Genomic DNA, 15,147 nt, shown 5'->3' with positions numbered 1-15,147 from the left:
TCCTTTCGAGGCAAACGCACCACCGACCACAGGGTCAATCGGCCTTATTGCGTACAACCCGGGCGGAAGGTCACGCGTCCGCGAGGAGGCTCTCGCCGAGGAACTCCCGCACGTGGCCGAGAATCATCCCCCGGTCCGTCCCCCGCAGCCCGATCGCCACATGGATGGAGAAGCCGTCCAGCAGGGCCCGCAGCCGGGCCGCGAAACGGTCCGGGTCCACGGGACGGAACTCCCCCCGTGACACCCCTTCCGTCAGCAGGGCGGCCAGGTCACGGTGCCAGGCGCCCTCGATCGCGGCCTGGCGCTCACGGGCCGCCGCGTCGGCGGCAGCGCTCTGCGAGCGGTTCCAGACCTCCAGCCAGAGGGTCCAGTGCGGATCGCGGTGGCCGTCGGGGACGTACAGATCGACGTACGCGTCGAGCCGCTCGCGGGCCGGCGCCGAGCGGCCGAGCAGCCGGGCGCGCTCGGCGCCGAGCCGTCCCTCGCTCCACTCCAGGGTCTGGAGCAGCAGTTCGTCCTTGGAGCGGAAGTAGTAGAGGAGGTGGCCGCTGCTCATGCCGACCTCGCGGCCGAGCGCGGCCATGGTGAGCTTCTCCAGGCCCCGTTCGGCGATCATCTCCATGGCCGCGGCGAGGACCTCCTCGCGGGGCGGGGCCTGTCTGCGCCCACCGGCCATGTGTCACTCCTCGAACCAGGTCCTCGGCTGCTGCTGGGTGATGCAGTGGATTCCGCCACCGCCCGCGAAGATCGTACGGGCGTCGACCGGCGTCACCGTGCGCGTCGGGAACAGCCGCCGGAAGATGCCCGCGGCGAGCTCGTCGCGCGGGTCGTCGAAGGCGCAGAGCACGACCTGGCCGTTGCACAGGTAGTGGTTGATGTAGGAGTAGTCGACCCAGTGGCCGTCGGCCTCCAGGACGGTGGGGGCGGGTACCTCGACGACCTCCAGCCGGCGGCCGCGGGCGTCGGTCGCCGACCTCAGCAGACCCACGACCTCTTCGGTCACCTCGTGGTCGGGGTGCGCCGGGTCCGGCTGGACGTGCGCCACGACCACGCCGGGGCGGGCGAAGGCGGCGACGATGTCGACGTGGCCCTGGGTGCCGTAGGTGCCGTAGTCGCCGGTCAGGCCGCGCGGGAGCCAGATGGCCCGGGTGGTGCCGAGTCTGGCGTGGATCTCCGCCTCGACCTGCTCCCGGCTCCAGCCGGGGTTGCGGCCGGCGCCGAGCTGGACGGTGTCGGTGAGCAGGACGGTGCCCTCGCCGTCGACGTGGATCGCGCCGCCCTCGTTGACCAGCGGACTGCTCAGCACCGGCACCCCGGCGAGGTCGGCGACCTGGCGGGCGATCTTCGCGTCGTGCTCCCAGCGGGCCCAGTCCTGGCCGCCCCAGCCGTTGAACACCCAGTCCACGGCGGCCGGTCGGCCCTGCTCGTCCATGACGAACGTGGGGCCGATGTCCCGCATCCACGCGTCGTCCAGCTCGCGCTCCACCAACTCGATGTCCGGGCCGAGCAGTGCGCGCGCGGACGCGGCCTGGCCGGGGCCGTGCACCATCGTCACCGGCTCGGAACGGCGCACCGCGCGGGCCACCGACGCCCAGGCGGCGCGGGCCGCGGCCAGTTCCTCGTCGTCGGTGAAGGTCGGGTTGGGGCCGGGCCAGGCCATCCAGGTGCGTTCGTGCGGGGCCCACTCGGGCGGCATGCGGTAGGTCATCGGGGGTCCTGGGTGTCCTAGAGGAAGTAGAGGCGGTTGAGGGAGACCGAGTCGGCCGGTGCGGAGGACAGCGGCTCCCCGTCCAGCGTGACCAGGCCGGTGCGGCCGTCCACGTCCACCGCCCCGGTACGGGAGTTGAGGCGCAGGTCGGCCGGTCCGATGCCGCGGGTGCCGTGCACGGCGACCCTTCTCCTGCGGGTCGGCAGCCGGTCGTTGCCCTGGTCGAGGGCGGCCCGGGCGACGAAGGCGACGGAGATCTCGGCGGGGGTGGCGCCGTGCGCCCCGAACTGCGGTCCGAGGACCAGGGGTTCGCAGGTGTCGGTGGCCGCTCCGGGGTCACCGACCACGCCGTAGGCAGGGAAACCGGACTTCAGGACGAGCTGCGGTTTGGCGCCGAAGTACTCCGGCCGCCACAGCACCAGGTCGGCCAGTTTGCCGACCTCGATCGAGCCGACCTCGTGCGAGAGGCCGTGCGCGATGGCCGGATTGATCGTCAGCTTGGCGATGTAGCGCAGCACGCGTGCGTTGTCGTGCTCCTCGGGCGCCCCGAACTCGGCCTTCATCTTCCCGGCCATCGCGAAGGTACGGCGGACCGTCTCCCCGGCCCGCCCCATGCCCTGCGCGTCCGAGGAGGTGATGCCGATCGCGCCCAGGTCGTGCAGCACGTCCTCGGCACCCATGGTCCCGGCGCGGATGCGGTCGCGGGCCATGGCGGCGTCGCCGGGCAGGTCGGTCTTGAGGTCGTGGACGGAGACGATCATGCCGTAGTGCTCTGCGACGGCGTCCCGGCCGAAGGGCAGGGTGGGGTTGGTGGAGGAGCCGATGACGTTCGGGACCCCGGCCATCTTCAGCACGTTCGGCACGTGCCCGCCGCCGCAGCCCTCGATGTGGAAGGCGTGGATCGTGCGGCCCTCCAGCACCTTCAGGGTGTCCTCGACGGACAGGCACTCGTTCAGCCCGTCGCTGTGCAGGGCGACCTGGACGTCGTGCTCCTCGGCGACGCGCAGCGCGGTGTCCAGCGCGCGGGTGTGGGCGCCCATGTCCTCGTGCACCTTGAAGCCGCTCGCCCCGCCCTCGGCCAGCGCCTCGGTCAGGGGGGCCGGCGCGGAGGACGAACCCCGGGCCAGGAAGCCGATGTTGACCGGCCAGGCGTCGAAGGCGCCGAACGCGTGCCCCAGCGCCCAGGGCGAGTTGACGCCGACGCCCCACACCGGCCCGAACTCCTGGCCGATGATCGTGGTGACCCCGGACGCCAGCGAGGCCTCCATGATCCGCGGCGACAGCAGATGAACATGGGTGTCGACGGCCCCGGCGGTGGCGATGAGGCCCTCGCCGGACACGATGGAGGTGCCGGTGCCGACGACGACGTCGACCCCGTCGAGGGTGTCGGGGTTCCCGGCCCGGCCGATCGAGCAGATCCGCCCCTCGCGGATGCCGATGGAGACCTTCCGGATGCCCTGCACGGCGTCGATCACGACGACGTTGCTGACGACGACGTCACAGGTCTCCCGCACGGCGGCGGCCTTGAGGTGCAGCCCGTCCCGCGCGGTCTTGCCGAACCCGGCGAGGAACTCGTCGCCGTAACGCTGCGCGTCCTCCTCGACCCGGACCACCAGCCCCGAGTCGCCGAGGCGCAGGCGGTCACCGGCGCGGGGGCCGTGGGTGGCGGCGTACTCGTGGGGGGTGAGGCGTCGGGCCTCGGCGGGGTGGCCTCCGGGACGGCTCATCGGACGCCCCCCTCGTCGAGCGTTCCCGGCACGCCGCGCCGCTCCCCCGCGCCCAGATAGCCGCACGCCACGGCCCGCCGCAGCGCTTCCTCACGAGCGCCGGGCGCGTCCAGCGGCCCGTCGACGAGCCCGGCGAAACCGACGGCCACCCGGGCCCCGCCGATCGGCACCAGGCCGACCTCGGCCGACTCCCCCGGTCCGAACCGCACCGACGAGCCGGCCGGCACCGCGAGCCGCATGCCGTAGGCGTCGGCCCGGGGGAAGTCCAGGCGCGGGTTGGCCTCGAAGAAGTGGAAGTGGGAGGTGACGGAGACGGGCACGGCGGCGGTGTTGGTGACCGTCAGCCGGACGACCGGCTCGGGCTCGGCGTGCTCGGGCCCCGGCAGCAGCGCACCGGGCGCCTGCTCGCCGAGTCCCCCGCCGATCGGGTCGCTGACGACCGCGAGCCGCGAACCGTCGTCGAAGACCGCCTCGACGTGCACCTCGGTGACGACGTCGGCGACACCGGGCAGGACGTCGTCGGGCCCGAGCACCGACCGGGCGCGCTCGACGGCCTCGGCCAGCCGCGCCCCGTCCCGGGCGGCCTCGCACACGGTGTCCGCTATGAGCGCGGTCGCCTCCGGGACGTTCAGCCGCAGCCCGCGGGCTCTGCGCGCGCGGGCCAGCTCAGCGGCCCCGAAGAGCAGCAGCCGATCGCGTTCGGTGGGGGTCAGCCGCATCTCGAACCCTTCGTTTTGAACGCCGCTCAAACTTTAGAGCGCCACTCTAACCGACGGGTACCCGGACATGGCAACGGCCCCGGCTCCGTCGTGACGGAGGCCGGGGCCGGCCGAAGCGGAACGGCTCGGGGCTCAGCCCAGCCTGTGCATCCAGCCGTGCTTGTCCTCCCGGACCCCGCGCTGGATGCCGAGCAGCGCCTCGCGCAGCTTCTGGGTGACCTCGCCGGGCGTGCCGTCGCCGTGGGCCCAGGCGTCCGTCTTCGTCTTGACGTGGCCGATCGGCGTGACGACGGCCGCGGTGCCGCAGGCGAAGACCTCGGTGAGGGCGCCGGAGGCGGCGTCGGCGCGCCACTGGTCGAGGGTGATCACACCCTCCTCGGCGGTGTAGCCGAGGTCGCGGGCGACCTGGAGGAGGGAGTCGCGGGTGATGCCCTCGAGGATCGAGCCGGTCAGCGCCGGCGTGACGATCCGGTCGCCGTAGACGAAGGCGATGTTCATGGAGCCGGACTCCTCGACCTTGGTGCGGGTCACCGCGTCGAGGTAGACGACCTGGTCGCAGCCGTGGGCGGCGGCCTCGGCCTGCGGGAGGAGGGAGGCCGCGTAGTTGCCGCCGGTCTTGGCGTCGCCGGTGCCGCCGGGGACCGCGCGGACGTGGTCCTCGGAGACCCAGATGGTGACCGGCTTGACGCCCCCGGCGAAGTACGCGCCGGACGGGGAGGCGATCAGCATGAAGAGGTACTCGTTGGCCGGGTGGACGCCGAGCGCGGCCTCCGTGGCGAACATGAACGGCCGCAGGTAGAGGGACTCCTCGCCGCCGTGCGGCGGGACCCAGTCGGCGTCCTGTCCGATCAGCGCGTCCAGGGCCTCGATGAACAGCTCCTCGGGCAGCTCGGCCATGGCCATCCGGCGGGCGGAGTTGCGGAAGCGGCGTGCGTTGGCCTCCGGGCGGAACACGGCCACCGAGCCGTCGGCCTGCCGGTACGCCTTCAGGCCCTCGAAGATCTCCTGCCCGTAGTGCAGGACGTGGGTGGAGGGGTCGAGGGAGATCGGGCCGTACGGGACGAGCTGCGCGTCGTGCCAGCCCCGCCCCTCGGTCCACTTGATCGTCACCATGTGGTCGGTGAAGTGGCGGCCGAACCCGGGGCTGGCCAGGATCGCCTCGCGCTCGGCTGCGGAGAGCGGGCTGGCGGAGGGCTTGAGCTCGATCGTGGGCGTCGTCATGAGTGGTTGTCCTTCACCGGTTGTGTAGTGACGGGCCGCGCTCACGCCCTTTTACTGTCAGTGACCAGTGCTAGGACGTCCGAGCATTCCCTCATTCCGCGGCTCCGCGTTCGATTATCGCAAGCGGGGAGCCGGGGAAGAAACGGCGTGAAATGCGACCCAGGGGATGATGGTGACACCCGGCGGGGGACATGCGAAAGCCGCCGGGTGCGAGTGACCCGGCGGCTTCGAATGCTTTTCGAGTGGCCCGCCCGGTCAGCCGGCTACTCGTACGGCCAGCGCGTCGCCGATCTCGGCGGTGCTGCGGGCGGGCTTGCCGATGGGGGCACCTCCCATGCCCTTAAGGCTATGGGGGCGCTCGGCGAGGTCGGCGGAGACCGCCTCCTCGATGCGGGCGGCCTCGGCCTCGTAGCCGAGGTGGCGCAGGAGCAGCGCGACGGACAGGACCGTGGCGGTGGGGTCGGCCTTGCCCTGTCCTGCGATGTCCGGGGCCGAGCCGTGGACGGGCTCGAACATGGACGGGAACTCGCCGCTCGGGTTGATGTTCCCGGAGGCGGCGACGCCGATGCCGCCGGAGACGGCCGCGGCGAGGTCGGTGATGATGTCGCCGAAGAGGTTGTCGGTGACGATCACGTCGAAGCGCGCGGGGTCGGTGACCAGGTAGATGGTCGCCGCGTCCACGTGGATGTAGTCGGTGGTGACCTCGGGGAACTCCTGGGCCACCTTGTTGAAGATGTTCGTCCACAGGTGGCCCGCGAAGGTCAGCACGTTGTTCTTGTGGACCAGCGTGAGCTTCTTGCGCGGACGGGCCTGGGCACGGGCGAAGGCGTCGCGGACCACGCGCTCGACACCGAAGGCCGTGTTCACGGAGACCTCGGTGGCGACCTCGTGCTCGGTGCCCTTGCGGATGGTGCCGCCGTTGCCGGTGTAGGGGCCCTCGGTGCCCTCACGGACGACGACGAAGTCGATGGCGGGCTCGCCCTTGAGGGGCGTGTCGACGCCGGGGAGCAGCTTCGAGGGACGCAGGTTCACGTGGTGGTCGAAGGCGAACCGGAGCTTGAGGAGGAAGCCGCGCTCCAGCACACCGGACGGGACCGACGGGTCGCCGATGGCGCCCAGCAGGATCGCGTCGTGCTTCTTCAGCGCGTCGAGGTCGGCGTCGGTGAGGGTCTCACCGGTGGCGTGGTACCGCCGGGCGCCGAAGTCGAAGTCCTTGGTCTCCAGCTTCACATCCTGCGGAAGGACGGCGGAGAGGACCTTCAGACCTTCGGCCACGACCTCCTGGCCGATGCCGTCACCGGGAATCACTGCGAGATTGATGCTGCGAGACATGCCGGAACCCTACTCCTCGTCCCATGGGATGACACCGCGTGTCCGCGATACGGACATCGGCGCGTGCCGTGGGCGTCAGCCCTTCGGCCGGCGTTCACCCTCAGGTATGGCGGTCGTTGAGGTCCACTGGGAACTTCACAGCCATGGACCTCCCCGACTTCGGCATTCCGCCCCGGCTCGCGCACCGCATGAGCATGGCCGAGCAGCACGAGTACCTGCGGACGAAGCTGACCCGCCGCCGGACGCTGGTGACCGCGGGCGCCATGGCGAGCGGCCTGCTGACGGGCTGCTCCACCGGGGCGTCGTCCACCGCCGGCCCCTCCCCCGCGACCTCGGTGCACGGCTCCGCCGTCGCCCCCTTCGGCCGCCATCTCGCCTTCGGCGCCGACCCGAAGACCCAGATGCGCATCTCGTGGCAGGTCCCGCTCGCGGTCCGCAAGCCCTACGTCCGCGTCGGCCTGCGGCCCGACGACCTGGGCCACCGGATCGAGGCCGAGGTCCGCGCCCTGCACACCCCCGGGCAGACCGGCGTACGCCTCGCGCTCGACCAGTACTACCTGCACGCGGCTCTGGACGGACTGCGCCCCGGCACGACGTACTACTACGGCGTCGGCCACGACGGCTTCGACCCGGCGGACGCGGACCACCGCGCGACCGTCACCAGCTTCCGCACAGCCCCGGCGAGCCCGGAGCGGTTCGTCTTCACGGCCTTCGGCGACCAGGGGGTCGGCACCGCAGCGGCCGCCAACGACAACCTCCTGCTGCGCCAGAAGCCCGCCTTCCACCTGCACGCCGGCGACATCTGCTACGCCGACGCCAACGGCCGGGGCCGGACGTCGGACGGCTACGACCCGGGGTTCTGGGACCTGTTCCTCAAGCAGAACGAGGAGGTCGCGCGGAGCGTGCCGTGGATGGTCACCACCGGCAACCACGACATGGAGGCCTGGTACTCCCCCGACGGCTACGGCGGCCAGCTCGCCCGCTGGTCCCTCCCGCAGAGCGGCTTCGACCCGCGCTCGGCGCCGGGCGTGTACTCCTTCACCTACGGCAACGTCGGCGTCGTGGCGCTGGACGCCAACGACGTGTCCCACGAGATTCCCGCCAACTTCGGTTACACGGACGGAAAGCAGACGAGGTGGCTGGACAAGCGGCTCGGCGAGCTGCGGGCCGCGACGGGGATCGACTTCGTGGTCGTCTACTTCCACCACTGCGCGTACTCGACGTCCTCGCACGCCTCCGACGGCGGGGTGCGCGCCGAGTGGCTCCCGCTGTTCGAGAAGCACCGGGTGGACCTGGTGATCAACGGGCACAACCACGTCTACGAGCGCACGGACGCGATCCGCGGCGGCGAGGTCGGCCGGCCGGTGCCGGTCGGCGGCGCCACCGACCCGACGAAGGACGGGATCGTGTACGTCACGGCCGGCGGGGGCGGGCGTGACCTGTACGGCTTCCCCGTCGGGGTGAAGGAGAGCTACGAGGGGCGCGTGCACGACCACGAGTCCGTCGAGACCTTCCGGTGGACGAGGTCGCAGCAGCCCCGGAAGGAGACGGTGGAGTGGTCGCGAGTGCGCTACCGCGGGTTCTCACTGCTCTCGGTGGAGGCGCAGAGCGGGGCGCGGCCGCGGCTGACGGTGTCGGCGCTCGCGCAGAACGGGGAGCGCATCGACCACTTCGAGGTGCGGCGCGGGGCCTGACGGGCCCGCGCCACACCTCGTTCGGGTGCGGCTCCCGGCTGGGTGGGACCGGTCAGTGACCGGTCGAGCCGCCGTTGTCACGGCGGTCGAGGGCGCGCTGCAGGGCTGCGGCGGCGTTCTTGCGGTCGGACTCGCTCGTACGGGAGGTGTGACGGACTCGACGGCGGGCGGTCGTCTCGGCCATGAGAAATCGACTCCTTCGATGCCGGGGAACCAGGCAAGGGGACAACGAGACGCCGGAAGGGGCGGGGAGCGACGGACCGCAGGGGTTGCCTGCGCGGGGCCCGGCTCACGACCGCCATTCGCTTGATCGAGCGAGACGTTCGGCTCCTACAAAGCTAAGGGAGGTGGGCCGGTCTGTCTCCACAATTACTCGGACTTCCTACTATCTGAGACGGTGGAGTGGATCACACCCCGCTGACCTGCGGTTTCACCGATGCCCTGAGTTCCCGGACAAGCGCTCGGACGACCCCGGTGGATGCGAGCTCGGGGTGGTGACATAACCGACCCGGGGAGTGGGCCGCTCGGGCTCCAGGTCCGCGCTCTCGATGCCCGTCGAGGGCGCGGGGCAGCGAGAGCGCAGGCATGATCGCCAGTCTTGGGGGCCCGAGGGCGTACACCGACCTTTCCGTCTCGGCACTGGCCGGCGAGGTCGGCACGTCTGCGGGTTTTTTGGCCCGCCTCCTGAGGCCCCGTCACCGAAGTCTTGGCCAAGGCCGCCCCCGAGCGACTCGACGTGATCGTGGACTACGTCGGCGGCGAGCATCTGGGCACGACGACCGGGGCGTTGCGGGACCGCGCGGGCGGGGCCTTGTCGGTACGGTCGGCCAGTACAACACGTTGACCGCACCACCGCACTTCCCGGAGGAGGATCTCCTTGAACCGGGGCCTGAATCGGACCTGGTTCTTTTCGTTCTGACACATTGCCAGGAAACCGGCTCCCACCTCGGACGACCCCGAGGTTCTTGTCAGGACGGCGCTATCGGGAGTTAGCCCGGGATGCCGCCAGGGTGGCACAGTCCCGCTATGCGCAATCCCATGCTCCAGCCGTCCATCGCGCTCATCGGGAGCTTTCGGCAGCACTACCCCGAGGTCCTGGCGGCCGCCAGAGTCTTCATGGACGGCGGGCTGACCGTGAAGACACCGCCGATGTCTCGGATCATCAACCACGGGCACGAGTTCGTGCGCTTCGCGTCCGACCCTCCGGAGTCCTCGGACCACGACATCCAGGCAGCGACCCTGGAGAAGATCTTCACCTCGGACCTGGTGTACGTCGTGAACCCCGGCGGGTACGTCGGCCGCACCACCGCATACGAACTGGGACGCGCACACGAACGGGGCCTCCCCGTGTATTACGCGGAGCCGCCGAAGGACTTGCCCATCGACATCGCCGAGGGCACTGTCGTCGACCCGCGCCGCCTGGTACGGATCATCGCCGGGAACGACCGGGGACCCACACCGATCAGGCGTCCACGGGTCGCCGCACAACTGACGGCCGACATAGTCATCTTCACCATCCGCGAAGACCGGCTGAACGTCCTGCTCGTCAGACGCGGCAAGGAGCCGTTCCGCTGGAAGCTGGCGCTCCCCGGCGGATTCGTCCGACCGGGGGAGTCCCTGGAGGACACCGCGCGACGAGAGCTCAGGGAGGAGACCGGCCTGAGCGGTCCCCGCATCCAGCTGAAGCAGTTGCACACCTACTCGCATCCGGAGCGGGACCCCCGGGGCCGGGTCGTCTCAACCGCCTTCCTGGCGATCACCCCGAACCTGCCTGAGGCCACCGGTGCGACCGACGTGTACCGGGCGGACTGGCTCGAGGTCGAGGAATCGCTGTGGGGCGACGACGGCCGTCTCGGCTTCGACCACGGCAAAATTCTCCGGAACGGGCTCGAACACGCCCGGAGTCTGCTTGAACACACGACCGTCGCGGCCGACTTCTGCGACGACCTCTTCACCATCACCGATCTGCGCAAGGTCTACGAGGCCGTATGGGGCGTCGAGATCAACCCGGGGAACTTTCACCGCAAGGTGGTGGAGGAGACCACCGGGTTCGTGGTCAGGACCAACAAGGTGCGCAGGTCGGGTCCAGGCAAGCCGCCCGCCCTGTTCCGCCGGGGCCCGGCCCATGTGCTGTACCCCCCGATGATGCGCGGCTCGCGCACCTCCTAGAACTCGTTCCACCGGCCCGTGCAAGAGGCGACCTGAAGGAGACGACCATGGCGCCCCGCGTTTCACCCCTCTTGCTGGCGAAAGCCGGTGACACCGCCGGCGGCGGGCTCTCCTCCACCTGGTCGTGGGCAGCGGTGATCGCCCTGGCCGCACTGCTTGTCGGCACCTGGCTCACTGTCAATCACCGCCGTCGCGACCGACTCGCCCAGTGGCTCCAGCCCGGCTACGACACGGCGAGCGAGACGCGGATCCTGCTGGACCGGCTGTCGCTCACCACTGCGGTGGAGGGCGTCACAGCCGAACTGCCTGTGTTGGTCGATCTCGTCAGCAAGCTCAGGATCGCCGAACAGCGCTCCCCGAAGCTGCCGTTCGGGGTGATCGTCGCGGAACTGGAGGCGTACCGGGCGAACGTACTGCCGCCGGACTACGCCGCCAAACTCGCCGTGGACGATTCCCTGCTGGAGAGCTACCTCACTCTCGCCCGCATGCAGGGGATCAGACTCGAGGCCGCGCGGGCCGCGATCGTCGTCGTCCAGGGGTTGATCGAGAAGCGGACGCGCAAATAGCGAGCGTGCACGAAGGGGCCGGGCGACAGCCCGGCCCCTTCGACTGCTTGCCCGGTGTCAGCCCATGTGCGGGTAGCCGTACTCGGTCGGCGGGACCAGGGTTTCCTTGATGGCGCGGGTCAGGGTCCAGCGCTGGAGGTTCTGGGGGGCGCCGGCCTTGTCGTTGGTGCCGGAGGCGCGGCCGCCGCCGAAGGGCTGCTGGCCGACGACGGCACCGGTCGACTTGTCGTTGATGTAGAAGTTGCCGGCCGCGTAGCGCAGCTTCTCCATCGTGTACGCCGCGGCCGCGCGGTCGGAGGAGATCACCGAGCCCGTCAGCGCGTAGTCGGAGGCCGACTCCATCTGGGTCAGCATCTCCTCGTACTTCTCGTCCTCGTAGACGTACACCGCGAGGAAGGGGCCGAAGTACTCGGTGGTGAAGACCTCGTTCTCCGGGTCCGTGCACTCGACGACGGTCGGGCGGACGAACCAGCCGACCGAGTCGTCGTAGGTGCCGCCCGCGACGATCGTGCAGGTGGGGTCCGACTTCGCGCGGTCGATGGCGGCCTTGTTCTTGGCGAAGGCCCGCTCGTCGATGACCGCGCCGATGAAGTTGGACAGGTCGGTGACGTCACCCATGCGGATGCCGTCGACCTCGGCGGCGAACTCCTCGCGGAAGCCGCTGTTCCAGATCGAGGCGGGGATGTAGGCCCGGGAGGTCGCCGAGCACTTCTGGCCCTGGTACTCGAAGGCGCCGCGGGTCAGGGCGGTCTTGAGGATCGCGCGGTCGGCCGAGGGGTGGGCGACGACGAAGTCCTTGCCGCCGGTCTCGCCGACCAGGCGCGGGTAGGTGCGGTACTTCTCGATGTTGGCGCCGACCGTCTTCCACAGGTGCTGGAAGGTCCTGGTGGACCCGGTGAAGTGGATGCCCGCGAGGTCGCGGTGCTCCAGGGCGACCTTGGACACCTCGATGCCGTCGCCGGTGACGAGGTTGATGACGCCCTTGGGCAGGCCCGCCTCCTCCAGCAGCTGCATAAGGAGGACGGCCGCGTGGGTCTGCGTCGGGGACGGCTTCCAGACCACCACGTTGCCCATGAGGGCGGGCGCGGTGGGCAGGTTGCCCGCGATCGCCGTGAAGTTGAACGGCGTGATCGCGTAGACGAAGCCCTCCAGCGGGCGGTGGTCCAGGCGGTTCCAGACGCCCGGGGCGTTGGCCGGGGGCTGCTCGGCGAGCAGGTCACGCGCGTACTTGACGTTGAAGCGCCAGAAGTCGACGAGCTCGCAGGGCGTGTCGATCTCGGCCTGCTGGGCGGTCTTGGACTGGCCGAGCATGGTGGAGGCGGCCAGCGTCTCGCGCCAGGGACCGGAGAGCAGTTCGGCGGCGCGCAGGATGATCGCGGCACGGTCGTCGAAGGACATCGTGCGCCAGGCGGGCGCGGCGGCGAGGGCCGCGTCGATGGCGTCCCGGGCGTCCTGCTGGGTGGCGTTGCGGAGGGTGCCGAGGACGGCCTTGTGGTTGTGCGGCTGCACCACCTGGAAGGGCTCGCCGCCGCCCAGCCGCTTCTCGCCGCCGATGGTCATCGGCAGGTCGACCGGGTTGTCGGCCAGCTCCTTGAGCTTGGCCTCCAGCCGGGCCCGCTCGGGCGAGCCCGGGGCGTAGCCGTGCACCGGCTCGTTGACGGGGGTGGGGACCTGGGTCACAGCGTCCATGAGATCCGTAACTCCTTGAACTTGAGCGGGTGTTCGGGCTCAGCCCTTGCTGATCATGCTGCGGACGAAGAAGCGCAGGTTCGCCGGCTTCTCCGCGAGCCGCCGCATGAAGTAGCCGTACCAGTCGGTGCCGTAGGCGGTGTAGACGCGCATGCGGTGGCCCTCGGCGGCCAGGCGCAGGTGCTCGTCGCCGCGGATGCCGTAGAGCATCTGGAACTCGTACTCGTCCGGCTTGCGGCCCGCCTGGCGGGCGAGTTCCTGCGCGATGGAGATCAGTCGCGGGTCGTGGGAGCCGACCATCGGGTATCCCTCGCCCTCCATGAGGATGCGCAGGACCCGGACGTACGCCTTGTCGATCTCGTGCTTCTGCTGGTAGGCGACCTCCGCGGGCTCCTTGTACGCGCCCTTCACCAGCCGCACCCGGCTGCCTGCCTCGGCGAGCCTGCGGGCGTCGGCCTCGGTGCGGAAGAGGTAGGCCTGGATCACACAGCCGGTCTGCGGGAAGTCCTTCCGCAGCTCCTCGTGGATGGCGAACATCGAGTCGAGGGTGGTGTGGTCCTCGGCGTCGAGCGTGACGGTCGTCCCGATGGCGGCGGCGGCCTCGACGACCGGCCGGACGTTGGCGAGCGCGAGCTCGTGGCCGCCGTCGAGCGCCTGGCCGAACATGGACAGCTTGACGGACATCTCCACCCGTTCGCCGAGACCGAGGTCGCGCAGCCGGTCGATCAGCTCCAGGTAGGCGTCCCGGGCGGCGCCGGCCTGCTCGGGCGTGGTGATGTCCTCGCCGACGACGTCCATCGTCAGTTCCAGTCCGCGGCCGGTGAGCTCCTCGATGATCGGCACCACGTCGTCGACGCTCTCACCCGGGATGAAGCGGTCGACGACCTGCTTGGTCACCGGGGCCGCCGAGATCAGACGTCGCATCCGGTCGCTTCGCGACGCGGCAAGAATCACGGGACCCAGCACGGGGCACCTCCACAGACCAGCAGATAGAACCACCGTGAAACCTAAGGATCCCTCCGATCGTCGACCATCGACAGCTGTCACGCATCCGTGCCGCAGATCTCAGACAGATGTATGAAGCGCGGTGCTTTTGCGCGAGAATGCCCGAGTGACTGGGGACTACAAAGGGGACTACCAGGAGCTGGTCGACGAGATCTCGGAGCTCCTGGGCGTCCCGGCGACCTTGGAGAACCGCGACTTCGAGCTGATCGCCTTCGGTGTGTACGACAGTGAGGGCGACCTCGATCCGTCGGCACTGGACCCCGTTCGCACCCGCTCGATCCTGACCCGGCGCTCGACGGCCGCCGTCCGCACGTGGTTCGAGGGCTTCGGCATCACGCGGGCGAGCGCGCCGGTGCGGATTCCGCCGACCCCGGAGGCGGGGGTGTACCGGGGGCGGATCTGCCTGCCCGTACGGCATCGGGGGGTCGTCCTCGGTTACGTCTGGCTCCTGGACTCCGACCCCGGCCCTACCGACCCGCAACTGGACGCGGCCATGCGGGTGACGGCCCGGATCGGCGCGCTGCTCGCGGACGAGGCGCAGCACGGGGCCGACCTGAGCCGGGAGCTGCGGGCGGTGCTGACCGCCGAGCGCGGCTGGCAGGCCGACATGGCGGTGGCGGCCCTGCGCACGGCACTGGGTCCCCGCGGCGACGGCCCGTACGCCGTGGTGTGCGTCGCCCCGTGGCCGTCCGCCGACCCGGACGACGCCCCGTCGGCCCGTACGGTCCCGCACGCGACGGCCCTGTGCACGGTGCCGTGGGGCCCTTCGGCCCAGTCACTGGCGGCGCTGGTCCGCCTCCGGGCGACGGACACCCTGACCCCGGCGAGCTCGGCGGCGGGCCGACTGCTGGAGCGGGCGCGGGATGTGGAGGGGGGCGGGGGTGCGTATGGCGGCGGTGCGTATGGCGGCGGTGCGTATGGCGGCGGCGCCTACGGTGGGACGGGGAGCGGCGGCGAGACGAGCACGGGCGGGCCGGGGAGCGGCAGCGGGCCGAGTGCGGGCGGGCCGGGGAGCGGCGGCGGGCCGGGCACGGGAAGGTCGGGCGGGCCGAGTACAGGCGGGTCGGGCGCGAGCAGGTCGGGCGCGAGCAGATCGGGGGGATCGGGCTCGGGCACGGGCGGCTCGGGCACGGGCGGCTCGGGCGCGGACGGGCAGGGCACAGGCAGGCCGGGCACAGGTGGCTCCGGCACAGGCAGGTCGGGCACGGGCGGCTCGGGCGCGGATGGGCAGGGCACAGGCGGATCGGACTCGGGCAGGACAGACACAGGCAGCTCCGGCACAGGCGGGCCGGGCACGGGCGGATCAGGTGTGGACGG

General features: G+C 71.0%; 12 protein-coding genes and 1 pseudogene. 4 read left to right on the top strand and 9 right to left on the bottom strand.

What is annotated here, in order from left to right; genetic code table 11:
• Window positions 1-70: 70 nt before the first annotated feature.
• From M2163_RS33635 to M2163_RS33610, 6 genes are all read right to left on the bottom strand, one after another.
• On the bottom strand, window positions 71-676 hold the full coding sequence (locus tag M2163_RS33635; protein ID WP_280895833.1) for a TetR/AcrR family transcriptional regulator: 606 nt from the start codon (window positions 674-676) through the stop codon (window positions 71-73).
• Window positions 677-679: 3 nt separating this feature from the next.
• Complete coding sequence (locus M2163_RS33630) at window positions 680-1,708, bottom strand: agmatine deiminase family protein (RefSeq protein ID WP_280849136.1); 1,029 nt, start codon at window positions 1,706-1,708, stop codon at window positions 680-682.
• A 17-nt stretch (window positions 1,709-1,725) separates the two neighbouring features.
• Window positions 1,726-3,435 (bottom strand): urease subunit alpha, encoded by a 1,710-nt coding sequence (locus tag M2163_RS33625; RefSeq protein WP_280895832.1) that lies wholly within the window; start codon window positions 3,433-3,435, stop codon window positions 1,726-1,728.
• The gene (gene ureA / locus M2163_RS33620; protein WP_280895831.1) at window positions 3,432-4,154 is read right to left on the bottom strand and encodes an urease subunit gamma; all 723 of its coding nucleotides are present in this window, start codon (window positions 4,152-4,154) and stop codon (window positions 3,432-3,434) included. The genes M2163_RS33625 and ureA overlap by 4 nt, the downstream gene beginning before the upstream one ends.
• A gap of 132 nt (window positions 4,155-4,286) precedes the next feature.
• Complete coding sequence (locus M2163_RS33615) at window positions 4,287-5,375, bottom strand: branched-chain amino acid aminotransferase (RefSeq protein WP_280895830.1); 1,089 nt, start codon at window positions 5,373-5,375, stop codon at window positions 4,287-4,289.
• Window positions 5,376-5,630: 255 nt separating this feature from the next.
• Window positions 5,631-6,707, bottom strand: coding sequence for a 3-isopropylmalate dehydrogenase (locus M2163_RS33610; protein ID WP_053849346.1), 1,077 nt, complete (start codon window positions 6,705-6,707; stop codon window positions 5,631-5,633).
• A 143-nt stretch (window positions 6,708-6,850) separates the two neighbouring features.
• On the opposite strand from M2163_RS33610, the gene M2163_RS33605 reads away from it, so the two are divergent.
• Window positions 6,851-8,401: a metallophosphoesterase family protein gene (locus M2163_RS33605; RefSeq protein WP_280895829.1), complete on the top strand. Its 1,551-nt coding sequence runs from the start codon at window positions 6,851-6,853 to the stop codon at window positions 8,399-8,401.
• A 52-nt stretch (window positions 8,402-8,453) separates the two neighbouring features.
• On the opposite strand, the gene M2163_RS33600 is transcribed toward M2163_RS33605, so the two are convergent.
• Complete coding sequence (locus tag M2163_RS33600) at window positions 8,454-8,585, bottom strand: hypothetical protein (RefSeq protein ID WP_020121043.1); 132 nt, start codon at window positions 8,583-8,585, stop codon at window positions 8,454-8,456.
• Between the two features lie 842 nt (window positions 8,586-9,427).
• Here M2163_RS33600 and M2163_RS46665 point away from each other — a divergent pair.
• Both M2163_RS46665 and M2163_RS33590 read left to right on the top strand, forming a co-directional pair.
• On the top strand, window positions 9,428-10,570 hold the full coding sequence (locus tag M2163_RS46665; RefSeq protein WP_348541372.1) for an NUDIX hydrolase: 1,143 nt from the start codon (window positions 9,428-9,430) through the stop codon (window positions 10,568-10,570).
• 47 nt (window positions 10,571-10,617) lie between these two features.
• Window positions 10,618-11,136, top strand: coding sequence for a hypothetical protein (locus M2163_RS33590; protein WP_280895828.1), 519 nt, complete (start codon window positions 10,618-10,620; stop codon window positions 11,134-11,136).
• Window positions 11,137-11,193: 57 nt separating this feature from the next.
• Here the strand turns inward: M2163_RS33590 and pruA are convergent, their stop codons facing one another.
• Both pruA and M2163_RS33580 read right to left on the bottom strand, forming a co-directional pair.
• The gene (gene pruA, locus M2163_RS33585) at window positions 11,194-12,825 is read right to left on the bottom strand and encodes an L-glutamate gamma-semialdehyde dehydrogenase (protein WP_280895827.1); all 1,632 of its coding nucleotides are present in this window, start codon (window positions 12,823-12,825) and stop codon (window positions 11,194-11,196) included.
• Between the two features lie 39 nt (window positions 12,826-12,864).
• Window positions 12,865-13,791 (bottom strand): proline dehydrogenase family protein, encoded by a 927-nt coding sequence (locus M2163_RS33580; protein ID WP_280895826.1) that lies wholly within the window; start codon window positions 13,789-13,791, stop codon window positions 12,865-12,867.
• A gap of 145 nt (window positions 13,792-13,936) precedes the next feature.
• On the opposite strand from M2163_RS33580, the pseudogene M2163_RS33575 reads away from it, so the two are divergent.
• Window positions 13,937-14,692: pseudogene (locus tag M2163_RS33575) on the top strand (PucR family transcriptional regulator); the annotation flags it as partial.
• Window positions 14,693-15,147: the final 455 nt, after the last annotated feature.

Origin of the sequence: Streptomyces sp. SAI-135 (assembly GCF_029893805.1) — a bacterium.
In the GTDB taxonomy this organism is placed as follows: Bacteria; Actinomycetota; Actinomycetes; order Streptomycetales; family Streptomycetaceae; genus Streptomyces.
The sequence above is the reverse complement of the archived record's forward strand: the minus strand, read 5'-3'. Positions and strand labels throughout refer to the sequence as shown.

What these genes read in the sequence shown, in the direction of transcription:
- M2163_RS33635 (WP_280895833.1), bottom strand. Translation starts at nt 676, where the DNA reads ATGGCCGGTGGGCGCAGACAGGCCCCGCCCCGCGAGGAGGTCCTCGCC.
- pruA (WP_280895827.1), bottom strand. Translation starts at nt 12,825, where the DNA reads ATGGACGCTGTGACCCAGGTCCCCACCCCCGTCAACGAGCCGGTGCAC.
- M2163_RS33600 (WP_020121043.1), bottom strand. Translation starts at nt 8,585, where the DNA reads ATGGCCGAGACGACCGCCCGCCGTCGAGTCCGTCACACCTCCCGTACG.
- M2163_RS33625 (WP_280895832.1), bottom strand. Translation starts at nt 3,435, where the DNA reads ATGAGCCGTCCCGGAGGCCACCCCGCCGAGGCCCGACGCCTCACCCCC.
- M2163_RS33615 (WP_280895830.1), bottom strand. Translation starts at nt 5,375, where the DNA reads ATGACGACGCCCACGATCGAGCTCAAGCCCTCCGCCAGCCCGCTCTCC.
- M2163_RS33605 (WP_280895829.1), top strand. Translation starts at nt 6,851, where the DNA reads ATGGACCTCCCCGACTTCGGCATTCCGCCCCGGCTCGCGCACCGCATG.
- M2163_RS33610 (WP_053849346.1), bottom strand. Translation starts at nt 6,707, where the DNA reads ATGTCTCGCAGCATCAATCTCGCAGTGATTCCCGGTGACGGCATCGGC.
- M2163_RS33630 (WP_280849136.1), bottom strand. Translation starts at nt 1,708, where the DNA reads ATGACCTACCGCATGCCGCCCGAGTGGGCCCCGCACGAACGCACCTGG.
- M2163_RS46665 (WP_348541372.1), top strand. Translation starts at nt 9,428, where the DNA reads ATGCGCAATCCCATGCTCCAGCCGTCCATCGCGCTCATCGGGAGCTTT.
- M2163_RS33590 (WP_280895828.1), top strand. Translation starts at nt 10,618, where the DNA reads ATGGCGCCCCGCGTTTCACCCCTCTTGCTGGCGAAAGCCGGTGACACC.
- ureA (WP_280895831.1), bottom strand. Translation starts at nt 4,154, where the DNA reads ATGCGGCTGACCCCCACCGAACGCGATCGGCTGCTGCTCTTCGGGGCC.